The 22,232-nt window shown below is 69.4% G+C and carries 14 protein-coding genes; 4 read left to right on the top strand and 10 right to left on the bottom strand.

Annotated features, from left to right (window positions below; genetic code table 11):
- The first annotated feature begins 58 nt into the window (after window positions 1-58).
- Genes fadD32 through QGN30_RS01390 form a run of 3 tightly spaced genes read left to right on the top strand, consistent with a single transcriptional unit; the run spans window position 59 to window position 8,864 of the window.
- A complete protein-coding gene (gene fadD32, locus QGN30_RS01400; RefSeq protein WP_009956782.1) occupies window positions 59-1,957 on the top strand; it encodes a long-chain-fatty-acid--AMP ligase FadD32 in 1,899 nt (632 codons plus the stop codon).
- A gap of 11 nt (window positions 1,958-1,968) precedes the next feature.
- Window positions 1,969-7,290 (top strand): polyketide synthase Pks13, encoded by a 5,322-nt coding sequence (gene pks13 / locus QGN30_RS01395; RefSeq protein ID WP_201368026.1) that lies wholly within the window; start codon window positions 1,969-1,971, stop codon window positions 7,288-7,290.
- Window positions 7,291-7,298: 8 nt separating this feature from the next.
- Window positions 7,299-8,864, top strand: a complete 1,566-nt coding sequence (locus tag QGN30_RS01390; RefSeq protein WP_014378854.1) for an acyl-CoA carboxylase subunit beta — start codon at window positions 7,299-7,301, stop codon at window positions 8,862-8,864.
- Here QGN30_RS01390 and QGN30_RS01385 read toward each other — a convergent pair.
- Window positions 8,861-9,844 carry a sigma-70 family RNA polymerase sigma factor gene (locus tag QGN30_RS01385; protein ID WP_248923335.1) on the bottom strand — a complete coding sequence of 328 codons (984 nt, stop codon included), beginning with the start codon at window positions 9,842-9,844 and terminating at the stop codon, window positions 8,861-8,863. The genes QGN30_RS01390 and QGN30_RS01385 overlap by 4 nt on opposite strands.
- A 101-nt stretch (window positions 9,845-9,945) precedes the next feature.
- Between QGN30_RS01385 and QGN30_RS01380 the strand changes: the two genes are divergently transcribed.
- Entirely contained in the window at window positions 9,946-10,524 is a 579-nt protein-coding gene (locus tag QGN30_RS01380) for a dihydrofolate reductase family protein (RefSeq protein WP_014378856.1), read from the top strand.
- Here the strand turns inward: QGN30_RS01380 and QGN30_RS01375 are convergent.
- From QGN30_RS01375 to QGN30_RS01335, 9 genes are all read right to left on the bottom strand, one after another.
- Window positions 10,521-12,299, bottom strand: coding sequence for an acyl-CoA dehydrogenase family protein (locus tag QGN30_RS01375; protein WP_248923336.1), 1,779 nt, complete (start codon window positions 12,297-12,299; stop codon window positions 10,521-10,523). The two genes, QGN30_RS01380 and QGN30_RS01375, sit on opposite strands and share 4 nt — an antisense overlap.
- 10 nt (window positions 12,300-12,309) lie before the next feature.
- Entirely contained in the window at window positions 12,310-12,969 is a 660-nt protein-coding gene (locus QGN30_RS01370) for a Crp/Fnr family transcriptional regulator (protein WP_014381616.1), read from the bottom strand.
- A 7-nt stretch (window positions 12,970-12,976) separates the two neighbouring features.
- Window positions 12,977-13,435 (bottom strand): FHA domain-containing protein, encoded by a 459-nt coding sequence (locus QGN30_RS01365; protein ID WP_095762749.1) that lies wholly within the window; start codon window positions 13,433-13,435, stop codon window positions 12,977-12,979.
- 18 nt (window positions 13,436-13,453) lie between these two features.
- The gene (locus QGN30_RS01360) at window positions 13,454-13,969 is read right to left on the bottom strand and encodes a hypothetical protein (RefSeq protein WP_014378858.1); all 516 of its coding nucleotides are present in this window, start codon (window positions 13,967-13,969) and stop codon (window positions 13,454-13,456) included.
- Window positions 13,970-14,152: 183 nt separating this feature from the next.
- Window positions 14,153-17,362, bottom strand: a complete 3,210-nt coding sequence (gene embB, locus QGN30_RS01355; protein WP_026071071.1) for an arabinosyltransferase EmbB — start codon at window positions 17,360-17,362, stop codon at window positions 14,153-14,155.
- Window positions 17,359-20,685 (bottom strand): arabinosyltransferase domain-containing protein, encoded by a 3,327-nt coding sequence (locus QGN30_RS01350; RefSeq protein ID WP_248923337.1) that lies wholly within the window; start codon window positions 20,683-20,685, stop codon window positions 17,359-17,361. Before QGN30_RS01350 ends, embB begins: the two co-directional genes overlap by 4 nt.
- A 65-nt stretch (window positions 20,686-20,750) precedes the next feature.
- Window positions 20,751-21,374: a maleylpyruvate isomerase family mycothiol-dependent enzyme gene (locus QGN30_RS01345; RefSeq protein ID WP_014378861.1), complete on the bottom strand. Its 624-nt coding sequence runs from the start codon at window positions 21,372-21,374 to the stop codon at window positions 20,751-20,753.
- Complete coding sequence (locus QGN30_RS01340; RefSeq protein ID WP_014378862.1) at window positions 21,371-21,859, bottom strand: SRPBCC family protein; 489 nt, start codon at window positions 21,857-21,859, stop codon at window positions 21,371-21,373. The genes QGN30_RS01345 and QGN30_RS01340 overlap by 4 nt, the downstream gene beginning before the upstream one ends.
- Entirely contained in the window at window positions 21,856-22,179 is a 324-nt protein-coding gene (locus tag QGN30_RS01335; protein WP_009956770.1) for an ArsR/SmtB family transcription factor, read from the bottom strand. The genes QGN30_RS01340 and QGN30_RS01335 overlap by 4 nt, the downstream gene beginning before the upstream one ends.
- Window positions 22,180-22,232: the final 53 nt, after the last annotated feature.

Below are 22,232 nucleotides of genomic sequence, written 5' to 3'. Positions count from 1 at the left end.
ACCGAGATAACAAACGTCGGCGGAGCCGACCTAGATACAGGTGTGACAGGAGAGCGGCATGGCGTACCACAACCCGTTCATCGTGAATGGAAAGATCAAGTTCCCCGACAACACGAACTTGGTCAAGCACGTTGAGAAGTGGGCGCGGGTGCGTGGCGACAAGCTCGCCTACCGGTTTGTCGACTTCTCCACCGAACGCGACGGCGAGTACCGCGACATCGTGTGGAGCGACTTCAGCGCCCGCAACCGGGCCGTGGGCGCCCGCCTGCAGCAGGTCACCCAGCCGGGCGACCGCATCGCCGTGCTGTGCCCGCAGAACCTCGACTACCTCATCGCGTTCTTCGGCGCGCTGTACGCCGGCCGGATCGCGGTGCCGCTGTTCGACCCGGCCGAGCCGGGTCACGTCGGCCGCCTGCACGCCGTCCTCGACGACTGCTCCCCCTCGACGATCCTGACCACCACCGACGCCGCCGAAGGCGTCCGCAAGTTCATCCGCGCCCGTTCGGCCAAGGAGCGGCCCCGCGTCATCGCCGTCGACGCGGTCCCCAACGAGGTCGCGTCCACCTGGGAGCCGCCCGAGGCCGACGAGAACACCATCGCCTACCTGCAGTACACGTCCGGCTCCACCCGGACCCCGACGGGCGTGCAGATCACCCACCTCAACCTGCCCACCAACGTGCTGCAGGTGCTCAACGGCCTGGAGGGCAAGGAGGGCGACCGCGGGCTGAGCTGGTTGCCGTTCTTCCACGACATGGGGCTGATCACGGCGCTGCTGTCGCCGGTGCTCGGCCACAACTTCACCTTCATGACGCCGGCCGCCTTCGTGCGCCGGCCGGGCCGGTGGATCCGCGAGATGGCGCGCAAGCCCGAGGACGCTCCCGACAGCGAGGTCTTCACCGTCGCCCCGAACTTCGCCTTCGAGCACGCGGCGGTGCGCGGGGTGCCCAAGGAGGGTGAGCCGCCGCTGGACCTGAGCAACGTCAAGGCGATCCTCAACGGCAGCGAACCGGTGTCCCCGGCGTCGATGCGCAAGTTCTACGAGGCGTTTTCGCCCTACGGTCTGCGGGAGACCGCGATCAAGCCGTCCTACGGCCTGGCCGAGGCGACGCTGTTCGTCTCCACCACCCCGATGGACCAGGCGCCCACGGTCATCCACGTCGACCGTGACGAGCTGAACAAGCAGCGCTTCGTCGAGGTGCCCGCCGATTCGCCGAAGGCCGTTCCGCAGGTCTCGGCCGGCACCATCGGTGTCGACGAGTGGGCCGTCATCGTCGACCCCGAGACGGCGAGCGAGCTGCCGGACGGTCAGATCGGCGAGATCTGGCTGCACGGCAACAACCTGGGCACCGGCTACTGGGGCCGGGAGCAGGAGACCAACGACATCTTCCGCAACATCCTCAAGTCGCGGATCAGCCAGTCGCACGCCGAGGGCGCCCCCGACGACGGCATGTGGGTCAAGACCGGCGACTACGGCACCTACTACAAGGGCCACCTCTATATCGCGGGCCGCATCAAGGACCTGGTCATCATCGACGGCCGCAACCACTACCCGCAGGACCTCGAGTACTCGGCGCAGGAAGCCAGCAAGGCGCTGCGCACCGGCTACGTCGCCGCCTTCTCGGTGCCGGCGAACCAGCTGCCGAAGGAAGTGTTCGACAACCCGCACACCGGCCTCAAGTACGACCCGGACGACAGCTCCGAGCAGCTGGTGATCGTCGCCGAGCGGGCCGCGGGCTCGCACAAGCTGGACTACCAGCCCATCGCCGACGACATCCGGGCGGCGATCGCCGTGCGCCACGGCGTCACGGTCCGCGACCTGCTGCTGGTGCAGTCGGGCACGATCCCGCGGACCTCCAGCGGCAAGATCGGGCACCGCGCGTGCCGCGCCGCCTACCTCGACGGCAGTCTGCGAAGCGGCGTCGGATCCCCGACCGCGTTCGCCAATTCCACCGACTGAGCTACAGGACCATGGCTGACACCGAGCACCCCGAAAGCACCGATCACCCGCCCGCCGCCAAGGGGACCGACATGACCGTCCCCGAGATGCGCCAGTGGCTGCGCAACTGGGTGGGCAAGGCGGTCGGCCGGTCACCGGACGACATCGACGAGTCGGTGCCGATGGTCGAGCTGGGCCTGTCGTCGCGCGACGCGGTGGCGATGGCCGCCGACATCGAGGACATGACCGGAGTCACGCTGTCGGTCGCGGTGGCCTTCCAGCATCCGACGATCGAGTCGCTGGCCACCCGCATCGTCGAGGGCGAGCCCGAAATAGACACCGCCGCCGACGACGCGATGGACTGGACCCGCACCGGCCCGGCCGAGCGCGTCGACATCGCGATCGTGGGGCTGTCCACCCGGCTACCCGGCGACATGAACAGCCCCGACGAAACCTGGCAAGCGCTCATGGAGGGCCGCGACGCCATCACCGACCTGCCCGAGGGCCGCTGGTCGGAGTTCCTCGACGAACCGCGCATCGCGGCGCGCGTCGGCGCCGCCCGCACCCGCGGTGGCTACCTGAAGGACATCAAGGGCTTCGACTCGGAGTTCTTCGCGGTCGCCAAGACCGAGGCCGACAACATCGACCCGCAGCAGAGGATGGCGCTGGAGCTGACCTGGGAGGCGCTCGAGCACGCCCGCATCCCGGCGTCGAGCCTGCGCGGCGAGGCCGTCGGCGTGTACGTCGGCTTCTCCAACAACGACTACCAATTCCTGGCCGTCTCCGACCCGACCGTCGCCCACCCGTACGCGATCACCGGCACCGCCAGCTCGATCATCGCCAACCGGGTGTCCTACTTCTACGACTTCCGCGGCCCGTCGGTCGCGCTGGACACCGCCTGCTCGAGCTCGCTGGTGGCGACGCACCAGGCGGTGCAGGCGCTGCGCAACGGCGAGTGCGACGTCGCGGTCGCCGGTGGCGTCAACGCGCTGCTGACGCCGTTGGTCACACTCGGTTTCGACGAGATCGGTCAGGTGCTTTCCCCCGACGGCCGGATCAAGTCGTTCTCGTCGGACGCCGACGGCTACACCCGCTCCGAGGGTGGCGGCATGTTCGTGCTCAAGCGGGTCGACGACGCCCGCCGCGACGGCGACCAGATCCTGGCCGTGATCGCCGGCAGCGCGGTCAACCACGACGGCCGCTCCAACGGCTTGATCGCCCCCAACCAGGACGCCCAGGCCGAGGTGTTGCGACGTGCCTACAAGGACGCCGGGATCGACCCGCGCACCGTGGACTACATCGAGGCGCACGGCACCGGCACCGTCCTGGGTGACCCGATCGAGGCCGAGGCGCTGGGCCGCATCGTCGGCCGCGGCCGCCCCGCCGACCGCCCGGCGCTGCTGGGTGCGGTGAAAACCAATGTGGGACACCTCGAGTCGGCCGCCGGCGCGGCGAGCCTGGCCAAGGTGGTGCTGGCGCTGCAGCACGACAAGCTGCCGCCGTCGATCAACTTCGCCGGCCCCAGCCCCTACATCGACTTCGACGGCATGCGCTTGAAAGTCGTTGACAGCGCGACTGATTGGCCGCGCTACGGTGGTTACGCGCTGGCCGGGGTGTCCAGCTTCGGCTTCGGCGGGGCCAACGCGCACCTGGTGGTGCGCGAGGTCTTGCCGCGCGACGTGGTGGAGCGCGAGCCCGAGCCCGCCCCCCAGGCAGAGGCCGCCGCAGCCGCCGAGGCGGCCGAGGCCCCCACGCTCGAGGCCCACTCGCTGCGGTTCGACGACTTCGGCAACATCATCCCCGACGCCGAGGCGCCGGACGAAGAGGAAGACTACGAGCTGCCGGGCGTGACCGAAGAGGCGCTGCGCCTCAAGGCGATCGCGCTGGAAGAGCTTGCCGCGCAAGAGGAGGCGGAGCCGACCAGGCCGCTGATCCCGCTCGCGGTGTCGGGCTTTTTGACCTCGCGCAAGAAGGCCGCGGCCGCCGAGCTCGCGGACTGGATGGAAAGCCCGGAGGGGCAGGCGTCGTCGCTGGAATCGATCGGCCGGGCGCTGTCGCGGCGCAACCACGGCCGCTCGCGCGCGGTGGTGCTGGCCCACGATCACGAGGAGGCCGTCAAGGGCCTGCGGGCGGTCGCCGAGGGCAAGCAGCGGCCGAACGTGTTCAGCGTCGACGGCCCGGTGACCAGCGGCCCGGTCTGGGCGATGGCCGGTTTCGGTGCGCAGCACCGCAAGATGGGCAAAAACCTGTACCTGCGCAACGAGGTCTTCGCCGAGTGGATCGAGAAGGTCGACGCGCTGATTCAGGACGAGCGCGGCTACTCGGTGCTCGAGCTGATCCTCGACGACTCCCACGAATACGGCATCGAAACCTCCAACGTCGTCATCTTCGCCATCCAGATCGCGCTGGGCGAGCTGCTCAAGCATCACGGCGCGAAACCCGCTGCGGTGGTGGGCCAGTCGCTGGGTGAGCCCGCGTCGGCGTACTTCGCCGGCGGGCTGTCGCTGCGCGACGCCGCCCGCGTGATCGCCTCGCGCTCGCACCTGATGGGTGAGGGCGAGGCCATGCTGTTCGGCGAGTACATCCGGTTCATGGCGCTCGTCGAGTACTCCGCCGACGAGCTCAAGACGGTGTTCGCCGACTTCCCCGGCCTGGAGGTGTGCGTCTACGCCGCGCCCAGCCAGACCGTGATCGGCGGTCCGCCCGAGCAGATCGACGCCATCGTCGCCCGCGCCGAGTCCGAGGGTCGCTTCGCCCGAAAGCTGCAGACCAAGGGCGCCGGCCACACCTCGCAGATGGATCCGCTGCTCGGTGAGTTCTCCGCGGAACTGCAGGGCATCAAGCCGATGAGCCCCACCGTCGGGATCTTCTCGACGGTGCACGAGGGCAGCTACATCAAGCCCGGCGGCGAGCCGATCCACGACGTCGCTTACTGGGTCAAGGGAATGCGGCATTCGGTCTACTTCACCCACGGCGTGCGCAACGCCGTCGACAGCGGCCACACCACGTTCCTGGAGCTGGCGCCCAACCCGGTGGCGCTGATGCAGATCGGTTTGACCACCGCGGCCGCGGGTTTGCATGACGCCCAACTGATTCCGACGCTGGCCAAAAAGCAGGACGACGTCGAGTCGATGATCTCGGCGATGGCCCAGCTCTACGTGCACGGCCACGAGCTGGACATCCGGACGCTGTTCACCCGCGCGCAAGGCCCCGAGGACTACGCGAACATCCCGCCGACGAGGTTCAAGCGCAAAGAGCACTGGCTGGACGTGCACTTCTCCGGCGACGGCTCGGTGATCATGCCCGGCACCCACGTCGCACTGCCGGACGGCCGGCACGTCTGGGAGTACGCGCCGCGCAACGGCGAGACCGACCTGGCTGCGTTGGTGAGATCGGCCGCGACACAGGTGCTTTCGGATGCCCAGTTGGTGGCGTCCGAGCAGCGCGCGGTGCCCGGCGCCGGCGCCCGGTTGGTGACGACCATGACCCGGCACCCGGGTGGCGCCTCGGTTCAGGTGCACGCCCGCATCGACGAGTCCTTCACCCTGGTCTACGACGCGCTGGTGTCGCGGGCCGGCCAGAGCGTTGCCGCGCTGCCGACCGCGGTGGGCGCCGGCGCGGCGATTGCGGCCCCGGTGACCGACGGGCCGGTGGCGGAAGCCCCCGCCGAGGAGACCGACGCCGAGACGCTGTCGGACAGCCTGACCAACCGCTACCTGCCGTCGAGCGTGGGCAGGTGGTCGCCGGACTCCGGCGAGACCATCGGCGAGCGGCTGGGCCTGATCGTCTCGGCGGCCATGGGCTACGAGCCCGAGGACCTGCCGTGGGAGGTGCCGCTGATCGAGCTCGGCCTGGACTCGCTGATGGCGGTGCGGATCAAGAACCGCGTCGAATACGACTTCGACCTGCCGCCCATCCAGTTGACCGCGGTGCGCGACGCCAACCTGTACAACATCGAGACGCTGATCCAGTACGCGGTCGAGCACCGCGACGAGGTCGAGCAGCTGCACGAGCACCAGAAGACGCTGACCGCCGACGAGATCGCGCAGGAACAGGCGCGGTTGCTCAGCGGCGCGACGGTCGACTCGGTGACCGCGCCGGCGCCCGACCCGCAGGCCGAGCCGCAGACCCAGCCGGCACCGCCGTCGTCGGACGCGCCGATTCCGCCGCCGCCGACGGATCCGTCGGGACCGTCGGGCAACGGCGCCACCGCGAACCTGGCGGGAGCGCTCAGCCAGGAAGCGGTGTCCAAGGCGCTCAATTCCGATGTGCCCCCGCGTGACGCGGCCGAGCGGGTCACCTTCGCCACCTGGGCGATCGTCACCGGCAAGTCGCCGGGCGGCATCTTCAACCCGCTGCCCAAGCTCGACGAGGACACCGCGGCCAAGATGGCGCAGCGCCTCTCGGAGCGTGCCGACGGCACGATCACCGCCGAGGACGTGCTGACGTCGGAGACCATTGAGGAGCTGGCCGAAAAGGTCCGCCAGTACCTGGAGGCCGGTCAGATCGACGGCTTCGTCCGCACCATCCGGGCCCCGGAGAACGACTCGCAGATACCGGTGTTCGTGTTCCACCCGGCCGGCGGGTCGACCGTGGTCTACGAGCCGCTGCTCAACCGGCTGCCGGCGGGCACCCCGATGTACGGGCTCGAGCGCGTGGAGGGCACCATCCAGGAGCGGGCCGCCCAGTATGTGCCCAAGCTGCTGGAGATGAACGACGGCAAGCCGTTTATCCTGGCCGGCTGGTCGCTCGGTGGCGCCCTGGCGTACGCGTGCGCGATCGGGCTGAAGCGGGCCGGCGCCGACGTGCGGTTCGTCGGGATGATCGACACGGTGCGCCCCGGCGAGGAGATCCCCCAGACCAAGGAGGAGACCCGCAAGCGCTGGGACCGCTACGCCAGATTCGCGGAGCGCACCTTCAACGTCGAGATCCCCGCGATCCCCTACGAGCAGCTCGAAGAGCTCGACGACGAGGGGCAGGTCAAGTTCGTCCTCGACATCGTCCAGCAGAGCGGCGTGCAGATCCCGGGCGGCATCGTCGAGCACCAGCGGACCTCGTACCTGGACAACCGGGCGCTCGAGACCGTCGTGATCGAGCCCTACGACGGCCACGTGACCCTCTACATGGCCGATCGCTACCACGACGACGTCATCGAGTTCGAGCCGCGCTATGCGATCCGCCAGCCCGACGGCGGCTGGGGTGAGTACGTGGCGGACCTGGAGGTGGTCCCCATCGGCGGCGAGCACATCCAGGCCATCGACGAGCCGATCATCGGCAAGGTAGGCGCACACCTGACCGAGGTGCTGAATAAGGTGGACGCGGAAAGCACCCAGACAAGTGAGGTAGGCAAGTAGTGACGGAGATGGCGCCGGCCCCCATCCAGCACACCACCGCCGAGAAGCTGGCCGAGCTCCATCGCCGCCTGGAACTGGCCCAGGAGCCCGGCGGTGAGAAGGCCGTCGCCAAGCGCGACAAGAAGGGCATCCCCAGCGCCCGCGCCCGCGTGCACGCGCTGGTCGACCCGGGCACCTTCCTGGAGACCGGGGCGCTGGCCAAGACGCCGAACGACCCGAACGCGCTCTACGGCGACGGGTGCGTCACCGGGCACGCCATGATCGACGGCCGCCCGGTCGGGGTGTTCTCCCACGACCAGACGGTCTTCCAGGGCACCGTCGGCGAGATGTTCGGCCGCAAGGTCGCCCGGCTGATGGAGTGGTGCGCGATGATCGGGTGCCCGATCATCGGCATCCAGGACTCCGGTGGCGCCCGGATCCAGGACGCGGTGACCTCGCTGGCGTGGTACGCCGAGCTGGGCCGCCGGCACGAGGCTTTGAGCGGCCTGGTGCCCCAGATCTCCCTGATCTTCGGCAAATGCGCTGGGGGAGCGGTGTATTCGCCGATCCAGGACGACCTGCTGGTCTCGGTGCGCGACCAGGGCTACTTCTTCGTCACCGGCCCCGACGTGATCCGCGAGGTCACCGGCGAGGAGGTCACCCTCGACGAGCTGGGTGGCTCCGACGCGCAGGCCCGCTACGGCAACATCCACCAGGTGGTGAACTCCGAGGCCGAGGCGTTTCAGTACGTGCGCGACTTCCTGTCGTTCCTGCCGTCGAGCACCTTCGGCAAGCCGCCGGTGGTCAACCCCGGCCTGGAGCCGGAGATCACCCCGACCGACCTCGAGCTCGACTCGATCGTGCCCGACTCGGACAACATGGCCTACGACATGCACGAGATCCTGCTGCGGATCTTCGACGACGGCGACTTCCTCGACGTCGCCGCGCAGCACGGGCCGGCCATCATCACCGGCTACGCCCGGGTCGACGGCCACCCCGTGGGCGTGATCGCCAACCAGCCCATGTACATGTCCGGGTCGATCGACAACGAGGCCTCCGACAAGGCGGCGCGGTTCATCCGGTTCTGCGACGCGTTCAACATCCCGCTGGTTTTCGTGGTGGACACCCCCGGGTTCCTCCCGGGCGCCGAGGAGGAGAAGCGGGGAATCATCAAGCGCGGCGGGCGATTCCTCTACTCCGTGGTCGAGGCCGACGTGCCCAAGGTGACGATCACCGTGCGCAAGTCCTACGGCGGCGCCTACGCGGTGATGGGCTCGCGGCAGCTGACCGCCGACTTCAACTTCGCCTGGCCCACCGCGCGGATCGCGGTGATCGGCGCCGAAGGGGCCGCGCAGCTGCTGATGAAGCGGTTCCCCGACCCGACCACCCCCGAGGCGCAGCAGATCAAGAAGGACTTCATCGAGGGCTACAACCTCAACATGGCGATCCCGTGGACCGCCGCCGAACGCGGCTTCATCGACGCGGTCATCGACCCGCACCAGACCAGGCTGCTGCTGCGCAAGTCGATGAAGCTGTTGCGGGACAAGCAGTTGTGGTTCCGCACGGCCCGCAAGCACGGGCTCATCCCGATCTAGCCGGGCGCCAGCGACCGTGGGAGCCCGAACCACGACAGCACGCTGTTGTCGAAGCGGGTCATGGCGCAGATGCGGTCGCCACTGAGGTCGAGGACATACAGGCCGACCCCGTGGCTGACGCCGGTGGGCGTGCGCAGATAGGCGCCGAATGCCGGCTGACCATTGGCGCGGGTCGCCACGAGGTCGAACCTGCGGCCCGCACGGAAGAGAGACCGGCAGAAGCGGGCCACAACTTCGCGGCCCTCGTATTCGAACGGCATCGGTGGCATCGACATGAAGATGTCGTCGGTCAACAGGGCCACCAGCGCATCGAGATCGGCGGACTCCCACGCCTGCACGAACTTCGCCACGATCGCCACTTCGGCAGGCGAGTCGCGCGCCGGTGGGGGTTCCCGGTCGTCGACAGTGGCGCGGTGACGCCGCAGGCCGTTGCGCGCCCGTTTGAGGGCGCTCCTGACCGATTCGACTGTCGAGTCGAGCATGTCGGCCACCTCGTCGGTGCGGAATCCGAGGACGTCGCGCAGCACGAGTACTGCGATCTGCCGAGGCGGCAGAACCTGAAGGGCGGCAACGAAAGCCAGTGCGATGGATTCGGTCCGCTCGTAGCGAGCTTCCGGCATGAGGGAGTCCGGAAAGGGCTCGAGCCAAACCACTTCACCGAGTCGGGTGGGGTGGGGCGGTTCGACATCAGGCACGTCCCACTCCTTGCCCGCGCGTCGGCTTGCTGAGCGACGGGCGTTCAGGCAGCGATTCGTGGCGATGCGGTAGAGCCAGGTGCGCAGTGAGGCGCGTCCCTCGAACCCCTCGAGCCCTTGCCACGCGGCCAGCATCGCGTCTTGCAAGGTGTCTTCGGCGTCCTGCAAGGATCCGAGCATCCGGTAGCAGTGCACCTGGAGCTCCCGGCGGTACGGTTCGACCAACGCCCGGAAGGCTTCGCCGTCCCCGGCGCGCGCCCGGCACATCAGATCGCCCGCTGTCACCCTCGTCACCTCCTTCCCGTATGGACACCGGCCCATGGGCACACGGGGCGGTGTCTCCATTAGTGGTAGGTGCTGACAACGCCACCGTAAGGAGAGCACGGATGGGAACGATCATTATCAGCGAGAATGTCTCGCTCGACGGAGTCGTGCAGGACCCGACCGGGGACGAGGGGTTCAGGGTCGGTGGCTGGTTCGGCCAGATAGGGACTAGGGACCATGAAGATTGGGCGGCGGTCGGGCTCGACGAGGCGCTGGGCGCGGAGGCCCTGCTGCTGGGGCGGCGGACCTACGAATTCTTCGCGGCCCGGTGGCCGTTCCGCAGCGGCCGGTGGGCGGACCGATTGAACAGCTTGCCCAAGTACGTGGTATCGACGACCCTGCACGACCCGGATTGGAACAACACGACGGTACTGGCGGGAGATGTAGTACGCGAGATAACCACTTTGCGCCGAAAGGTCAACGGGCGCATAGTCGTCTACGGGAGCTCCCGGCTGGTGCACACGCTGGTAGAACACGACCTCGTCGACGAGTTGCGGATGATGGTCTTCCCGTTCGTGCTCGGCGCCGGCGATCGCCTCTTCGGCGCCACCAGCGGCAAGAAAGACATGCGCCTCGTCGCGACCCGCAGAGTGGGTGACGGCCTGGCGATCCTTGTCTACCGGCCCGTCCGAAACCCCTAGCCCTCGAGCCGCAGCGCACCGTCCAGAAGTTCGTCGAAGCGCTCCAGCGCCTCGTCGGAGTCGGCGTCGATGCCGCGCAGCGCCCCGCGATCGGCCAGATACCGCTGCGCGTAGAGCCGCGCGACCAGCGCCTTGCGCCCGCCGCCGCGGGTGGCGCGCTCCCAGGCGGCCTGCTCGATGAGCAACGCGCCGCCGTAGACGTCGCCCATGAATTGCGCCAGTCCGAACAGCCGCGCCTCGGCCAGCTCCCGGTCAAGTTTGGACCACGCGGTGATCGCCGCGTCGAGATCCTCGATCCGGCCGGCGACCAGCCTAGTGGCTTCGTCGTCGTCGGCGACCGACACGGCGTCGCGCAGCCGGGCCAGCAGCGTCTCGTGCGCGCGGGTCTGCTCGATCCCGCGGCGCACGTCCAGGCACAGGATGTTGTCCGGGCCCTCCCAAATGGTGTTGACCTGCGCGTCACGCAAAAGCCTTGCCACCGGCCAGGTCTCGATGTAGCCGTTGCCGCCGTGGATCTCGATCGCGTCCGACGCCGCGGTGATCCCCAGCCGGCACACCTTCAGCTTGGTGACCGGCACCGCGATGCGCTGCCGCAGGCTGCGCGGCTGGCGATGGTTGGTGGCGCCGGTGCCGTCGAACACCAGCGCCTGGGCGGCCTCGACATCGACGATCATCTCGGCGAGCTTGCGCCGCATCAACGGCTTGTCGATCAGCGCCCCGCCGAAGGCGCGCCGCTGCCGCGCGTAGCACAGCGACTCCACCAGGGCGCGCCGCGCATTGCCGAGCCCGAACAACGCGATGCCCAGCCGCGCGGCGTTGGTCAGCTCCATCATGCGGCCCAGCCCCTTGCCGTCGGCGGGGCCGGACTCGGCGGTGGGTTCGCCCGACAGCAGGAACGCCTCGGCGTCGACGAACTCGACCTCGCCCGAGGCCACCGAACGGGTGCCGAGCTTGTCCTTCAGGCGCCGGACCCGCACCCCGTTGCGGGAGCCGTCGCGGCGGGTGCGCAGCACCAGGAAATTGGCGACGCCCCGCGAAGAGTCCGGTGCGCCTTCGGGTTTGGCCAGGACGACGAACGCCTCCCCGGCGCAGTTGGACGCAAACCACTTGAACCCGTTCAGCAGCCACGAGTCGCCGTGACGGGTGGCGGTCGTCTCGAGGGCGCCCAGGTCGGAGCCGCCGGTGCGCTCGGTGAGCAGCTGGGCCGTCTCCCCGGCCCACTCGCCGGAGGCGAATTTGGCCAGCACGTGTTCGGCCACGTCGGCCGGCGCGTAGGCCGCCACCAGCGACTGCACCATGCCGCCGCCGGTGCCCAGCGCGCAGCCCATGCCGATATCGGCTTGATTGAGCAGATAATTCGACGCGAACAGCGTCAGCGACGAGCTCATCTTCGCCTCGCGCGCCTCGGTCCGCAGCGCCCGCTGGGCATCCAGGACGGCCCGCTTGGACTGGGTGAACGACGTCGGCATGACCACCTCGCTGACGTCGTGGCCCCACCGGTCGTAGCGCTGAAGCCGCGGCGGGTTGCGGTCGGTCTCCTCGGCCCACCGCGCCACCGGGCCCCCCATCAGCTCGCCGATGCGCGTCAGATGGCGCTCGGCCAGCTTCAGCTCGTCGGGCTGCAGGTAGTAGGCCATGGTGAACTGCAGCGTGGGATCGGTGCTGTACCAATTGAGACCGACGGCCCCGCCGTAGTTCTCCGTCGCGTAGCGCTGCGATTTTTCCTCGGTGGAGAACGGCAGCCTGTCCACCGCCTCCACGGCGTAGTCGCTCATGGGACAGACGCTACGCGCCGAGCCGATCGTCGTGGGGTAGGGCGTAGCGGGTGCCGTCGGCGCCGCCGACGTCCCCGGCGCGTCTTGCCAGCGCGTCGGGGTTGATGATCACAACGGTCTTGCCTCTCAACGAGATCCAGCCGCGTGTCGTGAAGCTGCCCAATGCCTTGTTCACCGACACCCGGTCGGCGCCCACCAGCTGGGCCAGCTCGTCCTGGCTGAGTTCATGCGCGACCCGCAGCGCGCCGCCCTCGCGGGTGCCGAACCGCCTGCCCAGCGCCAACAGCTGGCGGGCGACGCGGGCGTTCACATCGCTGGAAACCATTTCGACGAGTTGTCGTTCGGCGGCCCGCACTCGCCGGGTCAGCGCCCGCAGCAGCTGTTCGGCGAGCGCCGGATCCCGCGCCATCGACGCGCGCAGGGTGGCGCGGTCCAGCCACAGGGCTCGCACCTCGGTGAGTGCGGTGGCGGTGCACGCGCGAGGGGCGGGGTCGAACACCGCCAGCTCGCCGAAGATGTCCGCGGGTCCCAGGATGGCCCGCACGCCGGTGCGGCCCGCGGGGTCGCGGAGGCTGATCGTCACCGTGCCTTCGGCGATCAGATAGAGCCGGTCACCCGGGTCGCCCTGGGCGAAGATCGTTTGGCCGGGCCGGAATTCGCAGGTGTACATCGTCGCATCACGGCGTCTGGGCGGCGAGGAACACCAGCCGGAAATTGCCGATCTGCAGCACGTCGCCGTTGGCCAGCGCCGCGGAGTCGACGGCTTCGCGGTTGCGATAGGTGCCGTTGAGGCTGCCGAGGTCGACGACGCGGAATTCGCCGTTCTCGCTGCGGAATTCGGCATGCCGTCGGCTGACCGTGATGTCGTCGAGATAGATGTCGCTGGCCGGGTGGCGTCCGGCGGTCACGACGGGCTGGTTCAGGACGAAGTGCGATCCGACGTTGGGTCCCCGTTTGACCACGAGCATGGCCGAGCCGCGCTCCAGCGCCGCCGCCTCGGCCGCCGCCGACGACGTGTCGATCTCCTCGGGGACACCGTCCGCAGGCAACGCGGAGCCCCGGACCGCGGACAGGTCGCCGGTGGCGTCATCGGCCGCGATTCGCTGCTGTCGTGTGTCCCGTTGGGATGCGGACACTTTCGCCTCTCATCTGCCCTACGCCCTCACCGGCACGACGAACTCGGAGGTGTAGAACTCCGCCGGGCTCTGCGCGTGGGCGTTCGGTTGCTCGATGATCACCCACACGCCGGTCGTGCCGGGCCGGATGCTGTCCTGGACGGTCGTGTTCCCGCTGCCCGCCCCGTCGGTGTCCAGGCCGGCGAAGGCGGTCCCGGGGTCGCCGGGCCCGCACGGCGCGGAGGAGGGGCGGGGCACCTGGATCAGTCCCACGTCGAAATGGGTGCCGGGCTCCGGCGGGTTCACCAAATGGACGTCCGCGACCACCCTCGACCCTGCCGTGCGCACGACGGCGTACCCCGTCCCCAGCGAGGGGTGCGGCATCTGCACCGCAAAACTCACCAGGCTGAAATCGCAACGCCGAAGTTTGGCGTCGAAAACGACGGTGGTGCCGGCGCCCTCGGCCCCCGCCGTGCCGATGGCGAATGTCGTGGCCGGCAAAACCAGCACCGTGAGCGCGGCCGCGGGGGTTTTCAGGCGTGACTGCGTGCGCATCGGGACTACCCCTTCCCGTCGTGTGAACTGGATCACATCGGAATGAGTATTGTCCCGCGATTGGCCGATTCAAACCCTCGCCCAGCAATTACTCAGGCGTTAATTCGGTGCGTTATTCCGCGGAGGAATTGTGGCCGCGGCACGCCATTTAGACACGCCGATAATTCACGCTTTCCGCCGCGGTTACGGCTTGATGCGGATCGGGCCCGGCGACCACCACCCGGTGCGGGTGGCGGTTCCGAGATCGAGCTGCGCGGGATGCGCGTCGGCGATGGTGTCGAATTTGCGCAGCGACCCCCAGTCGCGGCCCCAGTCGTGGGACAGGTACGTCGACATCACGTGGGCCCGCAGCAGCAGGTCGGTGATGCCCAGCAGCCCCCCGTTGGTTCCGTCTTCCCAGGTGTCGGTGTCCATCTTCTTGGCCGTGTAGTCCGGGGTGATGCGGAATTTGGGGATCTCGGTGACGCCGTTGACGTGCAGCATCGGCTGCTGGCAGGGGAAGGCCAACCCGACCGCCCAGTCCATCAGCACCGGCTGCGTCGAGCCCACGTACTCCTGCAGCGAACGCATCTCCGGCACCCGCGGCGGGGTCACCGCGATCCAGTCCTCAGGCGTCAGGGACAGGTCCTCGGCCACCACCCGCACGGCGACCGCGTCCGCCGGCATGTCGGAGCGGGCGAAACGCAGGTTGCGCCAGGCCTTTGGCTGCTCGCCGTTCAGGTCGTAGGGCACCAGCCGCCCGGCGGGCACGATGCCGGCCCCGGTGTCACCCGCGGGCCCGGGCCGCCCGTACTCGAGCACCACCTTCTGGCCGTCGGTGTGGTGGTGCAGCACGCTGTTGCCGTCGATCTTGCCGGCGGCGGACACCACCACGAGCGGATGGCCGGCATCGGGTTTGGGCAACCGGTACCACGCCGAGGTGAGCCTGCTCTGCTGCTGCGCCGCGGTGGTGTAGCTGCCGGCCAGCGGAACCCGATCGGGATCCAGGCCGTAGGGCAGCGGCACCGTCGAGCCGTTGATGCCCGGCGCGCTCAGCTTGGTCGGCGCGTCCCAGTCGTAGTCGGTTCCGGGTTGATTCGGGGTGATCCGAATGGCTTCGGCGACAATGTGTTCGGGCACACCGTTGGGACTGAATCCCACCGGGTGCTCCCCGCCCAGCGGCCCCAGCGGCCCGTAGTTGCCCGGTAGCGGCGCCATGTAGCCGACGTTGCTGTCCGGCTCGACGAGCACGTCGTCGGCCAGGCCGCAGCCCCCGCTGAACTCGCGCAGGTTGTCCCAGGCGTTGGAGTAGGTGGGGTACTGGCGCACGATGCCGGCCACCATCGACGCGATGAACACCAGCGCCATGAATCCCGCCGCGATGGGCACCGGTGCGGCCGTCAGCGCCCGCGCGACCCGGCCTTCGCCGCGGTCGCGGGACGCGAAGTGCAACCAGATCGCGTACAGCACGGCCAGCACGAACAGCGCGAAAAAGATTGTGCTGACCGAGATTCCGCCGATCTTCGGCATGGTGCTGTTGAACGGGACGCCGTAGCTGGAGACGTACCACCAGCCGTTGGTGGTGGCGAAGCACAGCGCCATCAGGAACAGCACCGCCGCCAGGAACGCCATCCTGTTCCGCGACCACCGCAGCACCGCGGGCGACACCAGCACCGTGGTCAGCGCGGCCATCGCCGCCCCCACCGCGGCGAACAGGCCGAAGTGGTGCACCCACTTGGTGGGCGTGAACATCAGGAAGAACATGGTGCCGAAGATGACGCCCATCAGCCGCCACGCCGGGCCGCGGGCCACACCCGGAACCCGCTTGCGCCGCAACATGATGAACACGGCGGTGAACAGGCACAGCGCGGTGATCAGGAAGCCGAAGCGGCGCGACAGCGAACCGTCGACGGTGGGCAGGATCAGGTAGTAGTAGCGCAGGTTCTCGGTGTACCACGCCTGGCTCGGCCCGATCGCGGTCCGAATCCTGGTGGCTTCCAACACCGCCCGCAGCGTCTGGTCGGCGAACACCACGGTCAGGATGACCGTGCCGGCGGCCAGCATGGGCGCCACCAGCGGCCACGTGCCCACCAGGCGATGACGGCGGACCAGGATGCGCAGGATCGGACGGCCACCGGCGACCAAGGCGGCCACGGCGATCAGGCCGGTGGGCTGCACACCGAGCGTGAACGCGGCGGTGATGACCGCCAGCGCCGCGGGAGTCAGCCGGCTGTACCGCATGGAACGTTCGATCAGCACGTAGGTGACCAGCGAACCGAGCGCGATGATCGGCTCGGGGCGCAGACCGTTGTCGAACGGCATCCACGCCGTCAGCAACACCATGCCCGCCGCCCAGTTCGCCGGCTTGCTGGCGGCCACCGCAGGCCCCAGCCGGGGCAGCACCTCGCGAGACAGCAACAGCCAGCACACGATTCCGGCGAACAGGTCCGGCAGTCGCATCCACAGGCTGGCGTCGCTGACGTGGGTCATCAGCGCCAGCAGGTTGTAGTACCAGCCGAAGGGGTCCTCGGGGCTGCCGAACCAGCGGAAGTAGTTCGACATGTAGCCGGCGCGATCGGCCACCCGCGCCATGCCGAGGATGTAGCCGTCGTCGGACGAGTTCGCCCCGATCACGTGCCAGAGCACGAACCCGAAGATCACCGCGACGTCGGCGAGGGTGAACGTGCGCCAATTCGCCGGAATGAGCCGGCGCATCCGCCGCCCGTCCAGCTGGTCGAGTCGCCACAACGCGACCAGCGCAACGATGGTCGCCACGATCGCCAACACCATCGCGACCAGTTTCAAAGTGGTTGGGGTGGTGGAGAACCGGGTGTCGATGGTCGCCGACAGCGTCAAGCCGGCCGGGGCCGGACCGGTCAGGTCGGTGAACACACCGACGATCTGCGGTCGCAGGTTCGGGTCGGGGAATCCGCCACCGATCGGTTTGCCCGCCGAATCATTGAGCCCGACAAAGGTGGCGAACGTGCCGGCCTTCGTCGAGGTGATCTCGATGCGCTGGCACTGTGGCGACATCGCCTGGTCCCGGGACACGCTGGCGATCACCACATTGCGGTCGGTGACGTCGACGCGCTTGCCGTTGACGACGACGAACAGCGCGTTGAGCGCGGCGTCCTTGCCCTTCTTGGGCCCGGTGCCGACCACCACCCCGCCCTCCGGTGGCAGGTCGCGCACCAGCGAGCAGGGAACGGTGGCGGTCATGTCGACCGGGGTCAGCGAAATCAACGGTGCCGTAACGCTGTTCAGCTGTCCGTTCTGGGGCCAGTTCAGCGTCGCGGTCGTCTGCACGACGGGCAGCAGCGGGGTGGCGACGGACAGCACGAACCCGATCAGGCCGGCGATGGTCGCCACCCAACGCGTCGTTCGCACGTCGTCGCGCATCCTCGGCGCGCTCATGGCAACGCCCGAATCGGTCCCTGCCGGCTCCAGCCGTGCACTGTCATCACACCCTGTTCAATCGCGGCGTCCGGCGCCAAATCAGCCGGCACCAACCGGAAGTACTGCTCCACGGATCCCCAGTCGCGATACCAATCGCCGCGCAGATACGTCGAGATCGTCGACGTGCGCAGCAGCGCCTGGGCGAACAGGAAGGGCCCGCCGGCCTCGCTGGACTGCCACAGGTTCGACGACGCCGCCGTCTGCTTGCGGTCGGGAAGGATGCGGTACCCCGGAAGTTCGGCAACGCCAAGGTGTTCGGAGAACGGCCGCTGGCACGGGAAGTTGGCGGCGGTCGCGATGTCCATCAGCACCGGCGTCTGCGACCCGACCAGTTGCTGCAGGGTTTCCAGCACCGGCACCCGCGGCGGCGTGAACGCGAACCACTGCTCGGAGCTCAGGTTCGGGTCGTAGGCGACGATGCGCGCCACGTTCGCCTCCGGCGGCGCCCACGCCAGCGGGAAACGCAGGTTGCGCCACGCCGGCTGCGGGCCGATGTCGATCGGCTGCACCTCGGCCAGCGGCTGGGTGGTGCCGTCCGGGCGGGTGACGCCCCATTGCAGCTTCAGCGATTGCCCGTAGGTGAAGGTGCCGTCCTCCTTGTAGGACCAGATCGCGCCGGCGGCGGAGACGACCACCAGGGGCCGGTCGGGGGTGCGCGCGGGCAGCTGGTACCAGGCCGAGGTGGCGGTGGCGGCCAGCGTGTTCTCGCCGTAGCTGCCCATCACCGGGGTGCGGGCCGGGTCCAGCCCGAACGGCAGCGCCGCGTGGGAGCCGTTGACCCCGACCGGGCCCTTGCCGCCGGCGGTGCCCGCCGAGTCGCTGTAGGCGACGTTCGGCTTGTTCGGGGAGGCGTCGGAGTTGACCAGTCCCGGCTTGGTCACCACCGGGTCGGATTGCAGGTCCTCGCCCACGCCTTCGGGTTTGAAGCCCACCGGATTGACGCCCCCGAGCGGCCCGTCGGGCCCGAAGGTCTGGCCCGGTGCCGGGGCCAGCATGCCCGCGTTGGGGTCGGGCTCGGCCAGCACGTCGTCGGCCATGGCGCAGCTGGTGGCGGACAGGCCCGAAGTGATCGCGGCGAGGTTGGCCTTGCCGGTGGTGTAGAGCGGGTAGCGGAACACCGCGCCCTTGGTCAGCGAGGCGACCTCGCCGACGACCATGATGGTCGCGACCACCAGCAGCGGGGTCGACGCCAGGACGCGGTTGCGCCGGTTGTCCTTGACCTCGGTGTGGCCGGCGTAGTCCATCCGGAAGTGCTGCCAGGCGGCCAGCAGTCCGGTGATGATCGACAACGTCAGGAACATCGACGTCACCGGGTGGCTGGCGACGACCGGTTGGATGTCGTACCACGGCACCCCGTAGTTGCCGACGTAGAACCAGCCGTTGATGCCGGAGGTGGCCCACGCCAGCACGAACAGCAGCGCGGTGACGTACAGGGTCAGGTTGCGGCGGTTGTGCAGGCCGATCCGCGAGCAGGCGAACGCGGTGACCGCGCCCAGCGCCCCGGCCAGTCCCGCGAAGGCACCGAACTGGATCGCCCACTTCGTCGGGGTGAACGTGACGAGCAGCAGGCCGATCGCGGTGGTGCCGATCAGCCGCCAGGCCGGGCCGCTGGCCACGCCGGGAACGTGGCCGCGGCGCAGCAGGATGACGAGCATCCCGAACAGGCACAGCAGCAGGATCAGCACCGCGAACCGCCGCGCCATCGATCCGTCGGGGTTGGACTCGACCGTGAGGAAGTAGTAGCGCAGCCAGTCCTGGTACCAGGCGATCGTCGGCCCGACCTTGTATTTGATGCGGGCGGACTCCAGCACCGTGGCCAGCGTCTGGCTGCGGAACACCACCACGAGGATCACCGAGAGCGACGCGCCCAGCACCGCCAGCGGCGCCAGCAGCCCGTCGGTCGCCCGGCGGCGCCGGATCGTCTGGGCGACGGCCCGCGCCCCGGTCAGCAGCGCGGCCACGGCGATCAGACCCTGCGGCGCCAGCGTCGCGCTCAGCAGCGCCACGATGATGGCCACCGCGGCCGGGGCGAGCCGCCGCAGGGCGATCGCGCGTTCCACCAGCATCCAGGTGACCAGCACGCCGAGGGCGATCAGTGGTTCGGGCCGCAGCCCGTTGTTGAACGGCAGCCAGGCCGCGACGAAAACCGCGCCCGCGGTGAAGACCGCGACGCGGTTGGCCGCCAGTCCATCCCTGCCGGGGCCCAGCCGGCGCAGCATCCAATGGCCGATGATCAGCCAGCAGCCGATCCCGGCCAGCGTGGCGGGCAGCCGCATCCAGACGCCCGCCGTGCTCACCGAGGCGAGCTTCGACAGCACCCCGAGATACCAGTCGAAGGGGGCGTCGGTGGTACCGAAGTAGCGGTAGTAGTTGGCGACGTAACCGGCGCGCGGAGCGACGCGGGCGACGGTCAGGTTGTAGCCGTCGTCCGATGTGGTGGCGCCAATGATGTGCCACAGCAACAGGGTTGCGATCACCCCGGCGTCCGCGATCCACGTCGCCAGCCCGACGCGCCGCCAGTTCGCCAGGTGCGTGCCGGGCCGGTACCGGGACAGCCAGGCGATGGGGGAGCGCCAGTTGAGCAGCGTGCCGCCGCCCCGGCTGCGGCGGTTCAGCACCGCGAGCGCCACGATGGCCGTCAGCACGGACAGGACGCCCAGCGCCATCACAATCTTCTTGACCGCGGTGGGCGCGGTGATGAATCGGGTGTCGATGTCGACCCGGGCCGAAAGCCCCGGCCCCGCGGGCACCTTCAGATCGGTGAAGATCCCGCCGACCTGGGGCTTCTTTTCGGCTGGCAGGACGCCGGTGGCGCCGGGTATGCCGACGAACTCGGCGCCGGCCGCCCCGACGCCGGCCCAGGCGTGCAGCACGCTGCAGGCCCCGGCGGCGATGGCCGAGCGCTGCGCCACCGCCGCGACGGTGTCGCGGAACGCCACGACGACGACGTCCTTGTTCGCGCGCACGAACAGCCCGTTCTTCCCGGCGTCCATCCCGCCGGGTGGCAGCGTCGAGACCACCAAACCCCCGCTGGCGGGCAGGGTCGCGATGTCCGGGCAGGGAATGGAGATGTCCAGCGCGCGGGGCGCCCCCGACACCAGGGGCGCGGTGATCTGGCTGACGTGCCCGTCCACCGTGCCCTGCGGCCACAGCACCGTCGCCGTAGTCTGTTTCGCCGGAAGCACCGGGACGAGGAGGCACAACAACAGCCCCGCGATTCCCGCGACCGCGGCCACCGATCGTGGGATGCGCTGCGATCGCTCATTACGGTCGTGGGGCACGAGGCTCGATCGTAAGCGACGCGGCTTTGTGCCATCGGGACGCGGGGCCGCGCAGCGGGGCGCTGCTATCCGCCGAGCCGGGCCGCCAGGGTCGCGTGCCCGGGACCGTCGAGGTCGGCGAGCGCGGCCGGGCGCCCGGACATCGCCATGAGCAGCGCCTCGCCGGGGCCGGTCACCTCGGGCCCGTCGCCGTGCGTCCACTCGACGTCGGTGGCGCGCAGGCGCAGACCCCTGATCCGCCGTCCCGCGCCGATCCTGGGGTTGCCGGGCACCAGGGAGAGGACCCGCTCCAGGCGGTCGGGCGGGATCTCGCGCGGCCGGTCCAGCGCGCGGCGGATGTCCTGGTGATGGATCGTGCCGTCGACGAGGGCGATCATTCCCCCGAAACCCGCTGTCAATCCGCGTGGTTCGAGGTGGTTGCGCAGAAACTCCAGCAATTGTTGCGGGGTCAGGTGCGAGAATTCATCGACGCCCACCTGGTTGGCCCGCACCACCAGGCCCTTCGCGAATCGCTTCACCAGCCCCAGGGCGCCGAGCTCCTCGTAGCTGATCACATGCGCGACAACGTCTTTCACGCTCCATCGCGCGCACAGGCTGGGCGCCTCCCAGTCCCGCGGCGCCAGGGTGGCCAAAAAGTCCGCCAGGTCGGCCCGTTCGGCGCGGGCCATGGGCATCAGGTCGGCGGTCATCGCGGGTCACCGCCCCTCAGCACGTCGGCGTAGCGGGCCAGGTAGAGGGGCCATCCCGCATCGCCGTCGACCCCGTCGGCCACCGAGGGCCAGCCCGGCCCGTGGCGGTCGAGATGGCGGTGTTCGAGGTCCACCCGGGTGCGTCGGTCGGCCTGGGCGGTGAAGCGGACGTCGACCTCGCTGGTCTTGGCCGGGTCGGCTTCCAGCTGCCACGTCGGGCCGATGTCCCAGCTGAACACCACGCGATGCGGCGGCTCGTAGACCAGGATCCGCGCCCACCGGCACACGCTTCCGTCGACGCCGCGGTCGTAGATGTGGCCGCCGACGCGGGGCTCGAACACGGTCTCGGCGATGGGGACCGCCAAGAGATTGTGCTCGCGCGGCTTGAACGCGCCGAACTGCTGCGTGAAGACCGTGAACGCGCGCTCGATGGGGGCGTTGACGACGACGTGGTGGGTGACGTTGGGCGTCCGCTGGGATGTCATGTCGATCCTTCGTTGGTCTCGTCGATGGCCCGCGCATAGCCGGCGAGCGCCTGGGTCCAGAACCGGTCGAGGTCGGCGCGGAGCGCCTCGAGACCGGTGGGGTCGAGCTGATAGACGCGACGGGTTCCCGCGGCCCGGTCGCGCACCAGCCCGGCGGACTTGAGCACCTTGAGGTGTTGCGACACGGCGGGTCTGCTGACCGGCAGGTCGCGCGCCAACTCACCGACCGCCGACGGGCCGTGCGCGAGCCGTTCCACGATGGCCCGCCGCGTCCCGTCCGCCAACGCCAGCCACGCGTCAGCGGTTTGGTAAGTGGTCACGAACCGTAAGCATAGGCTTACGGATGTCCGCGTTCAAGGGCCCGCGACGGCGC

The organism is Mycobacterium sp. 3-98, assembly GCF_035918355.1.
In the GTDB taxonomy this organism is placed as follows: Bacteria; Actinomycetota; Actinomycetes; order Mycobacteriales; family Mycobacteriaceae; genus Mycobacterium; species Mycobacterium intracellulare.
The sequence above is the reverse complement of the archived record's forward strand: the minus strand, read 5'-3'. Positions and strand labels throughout refer to the sequence as shown.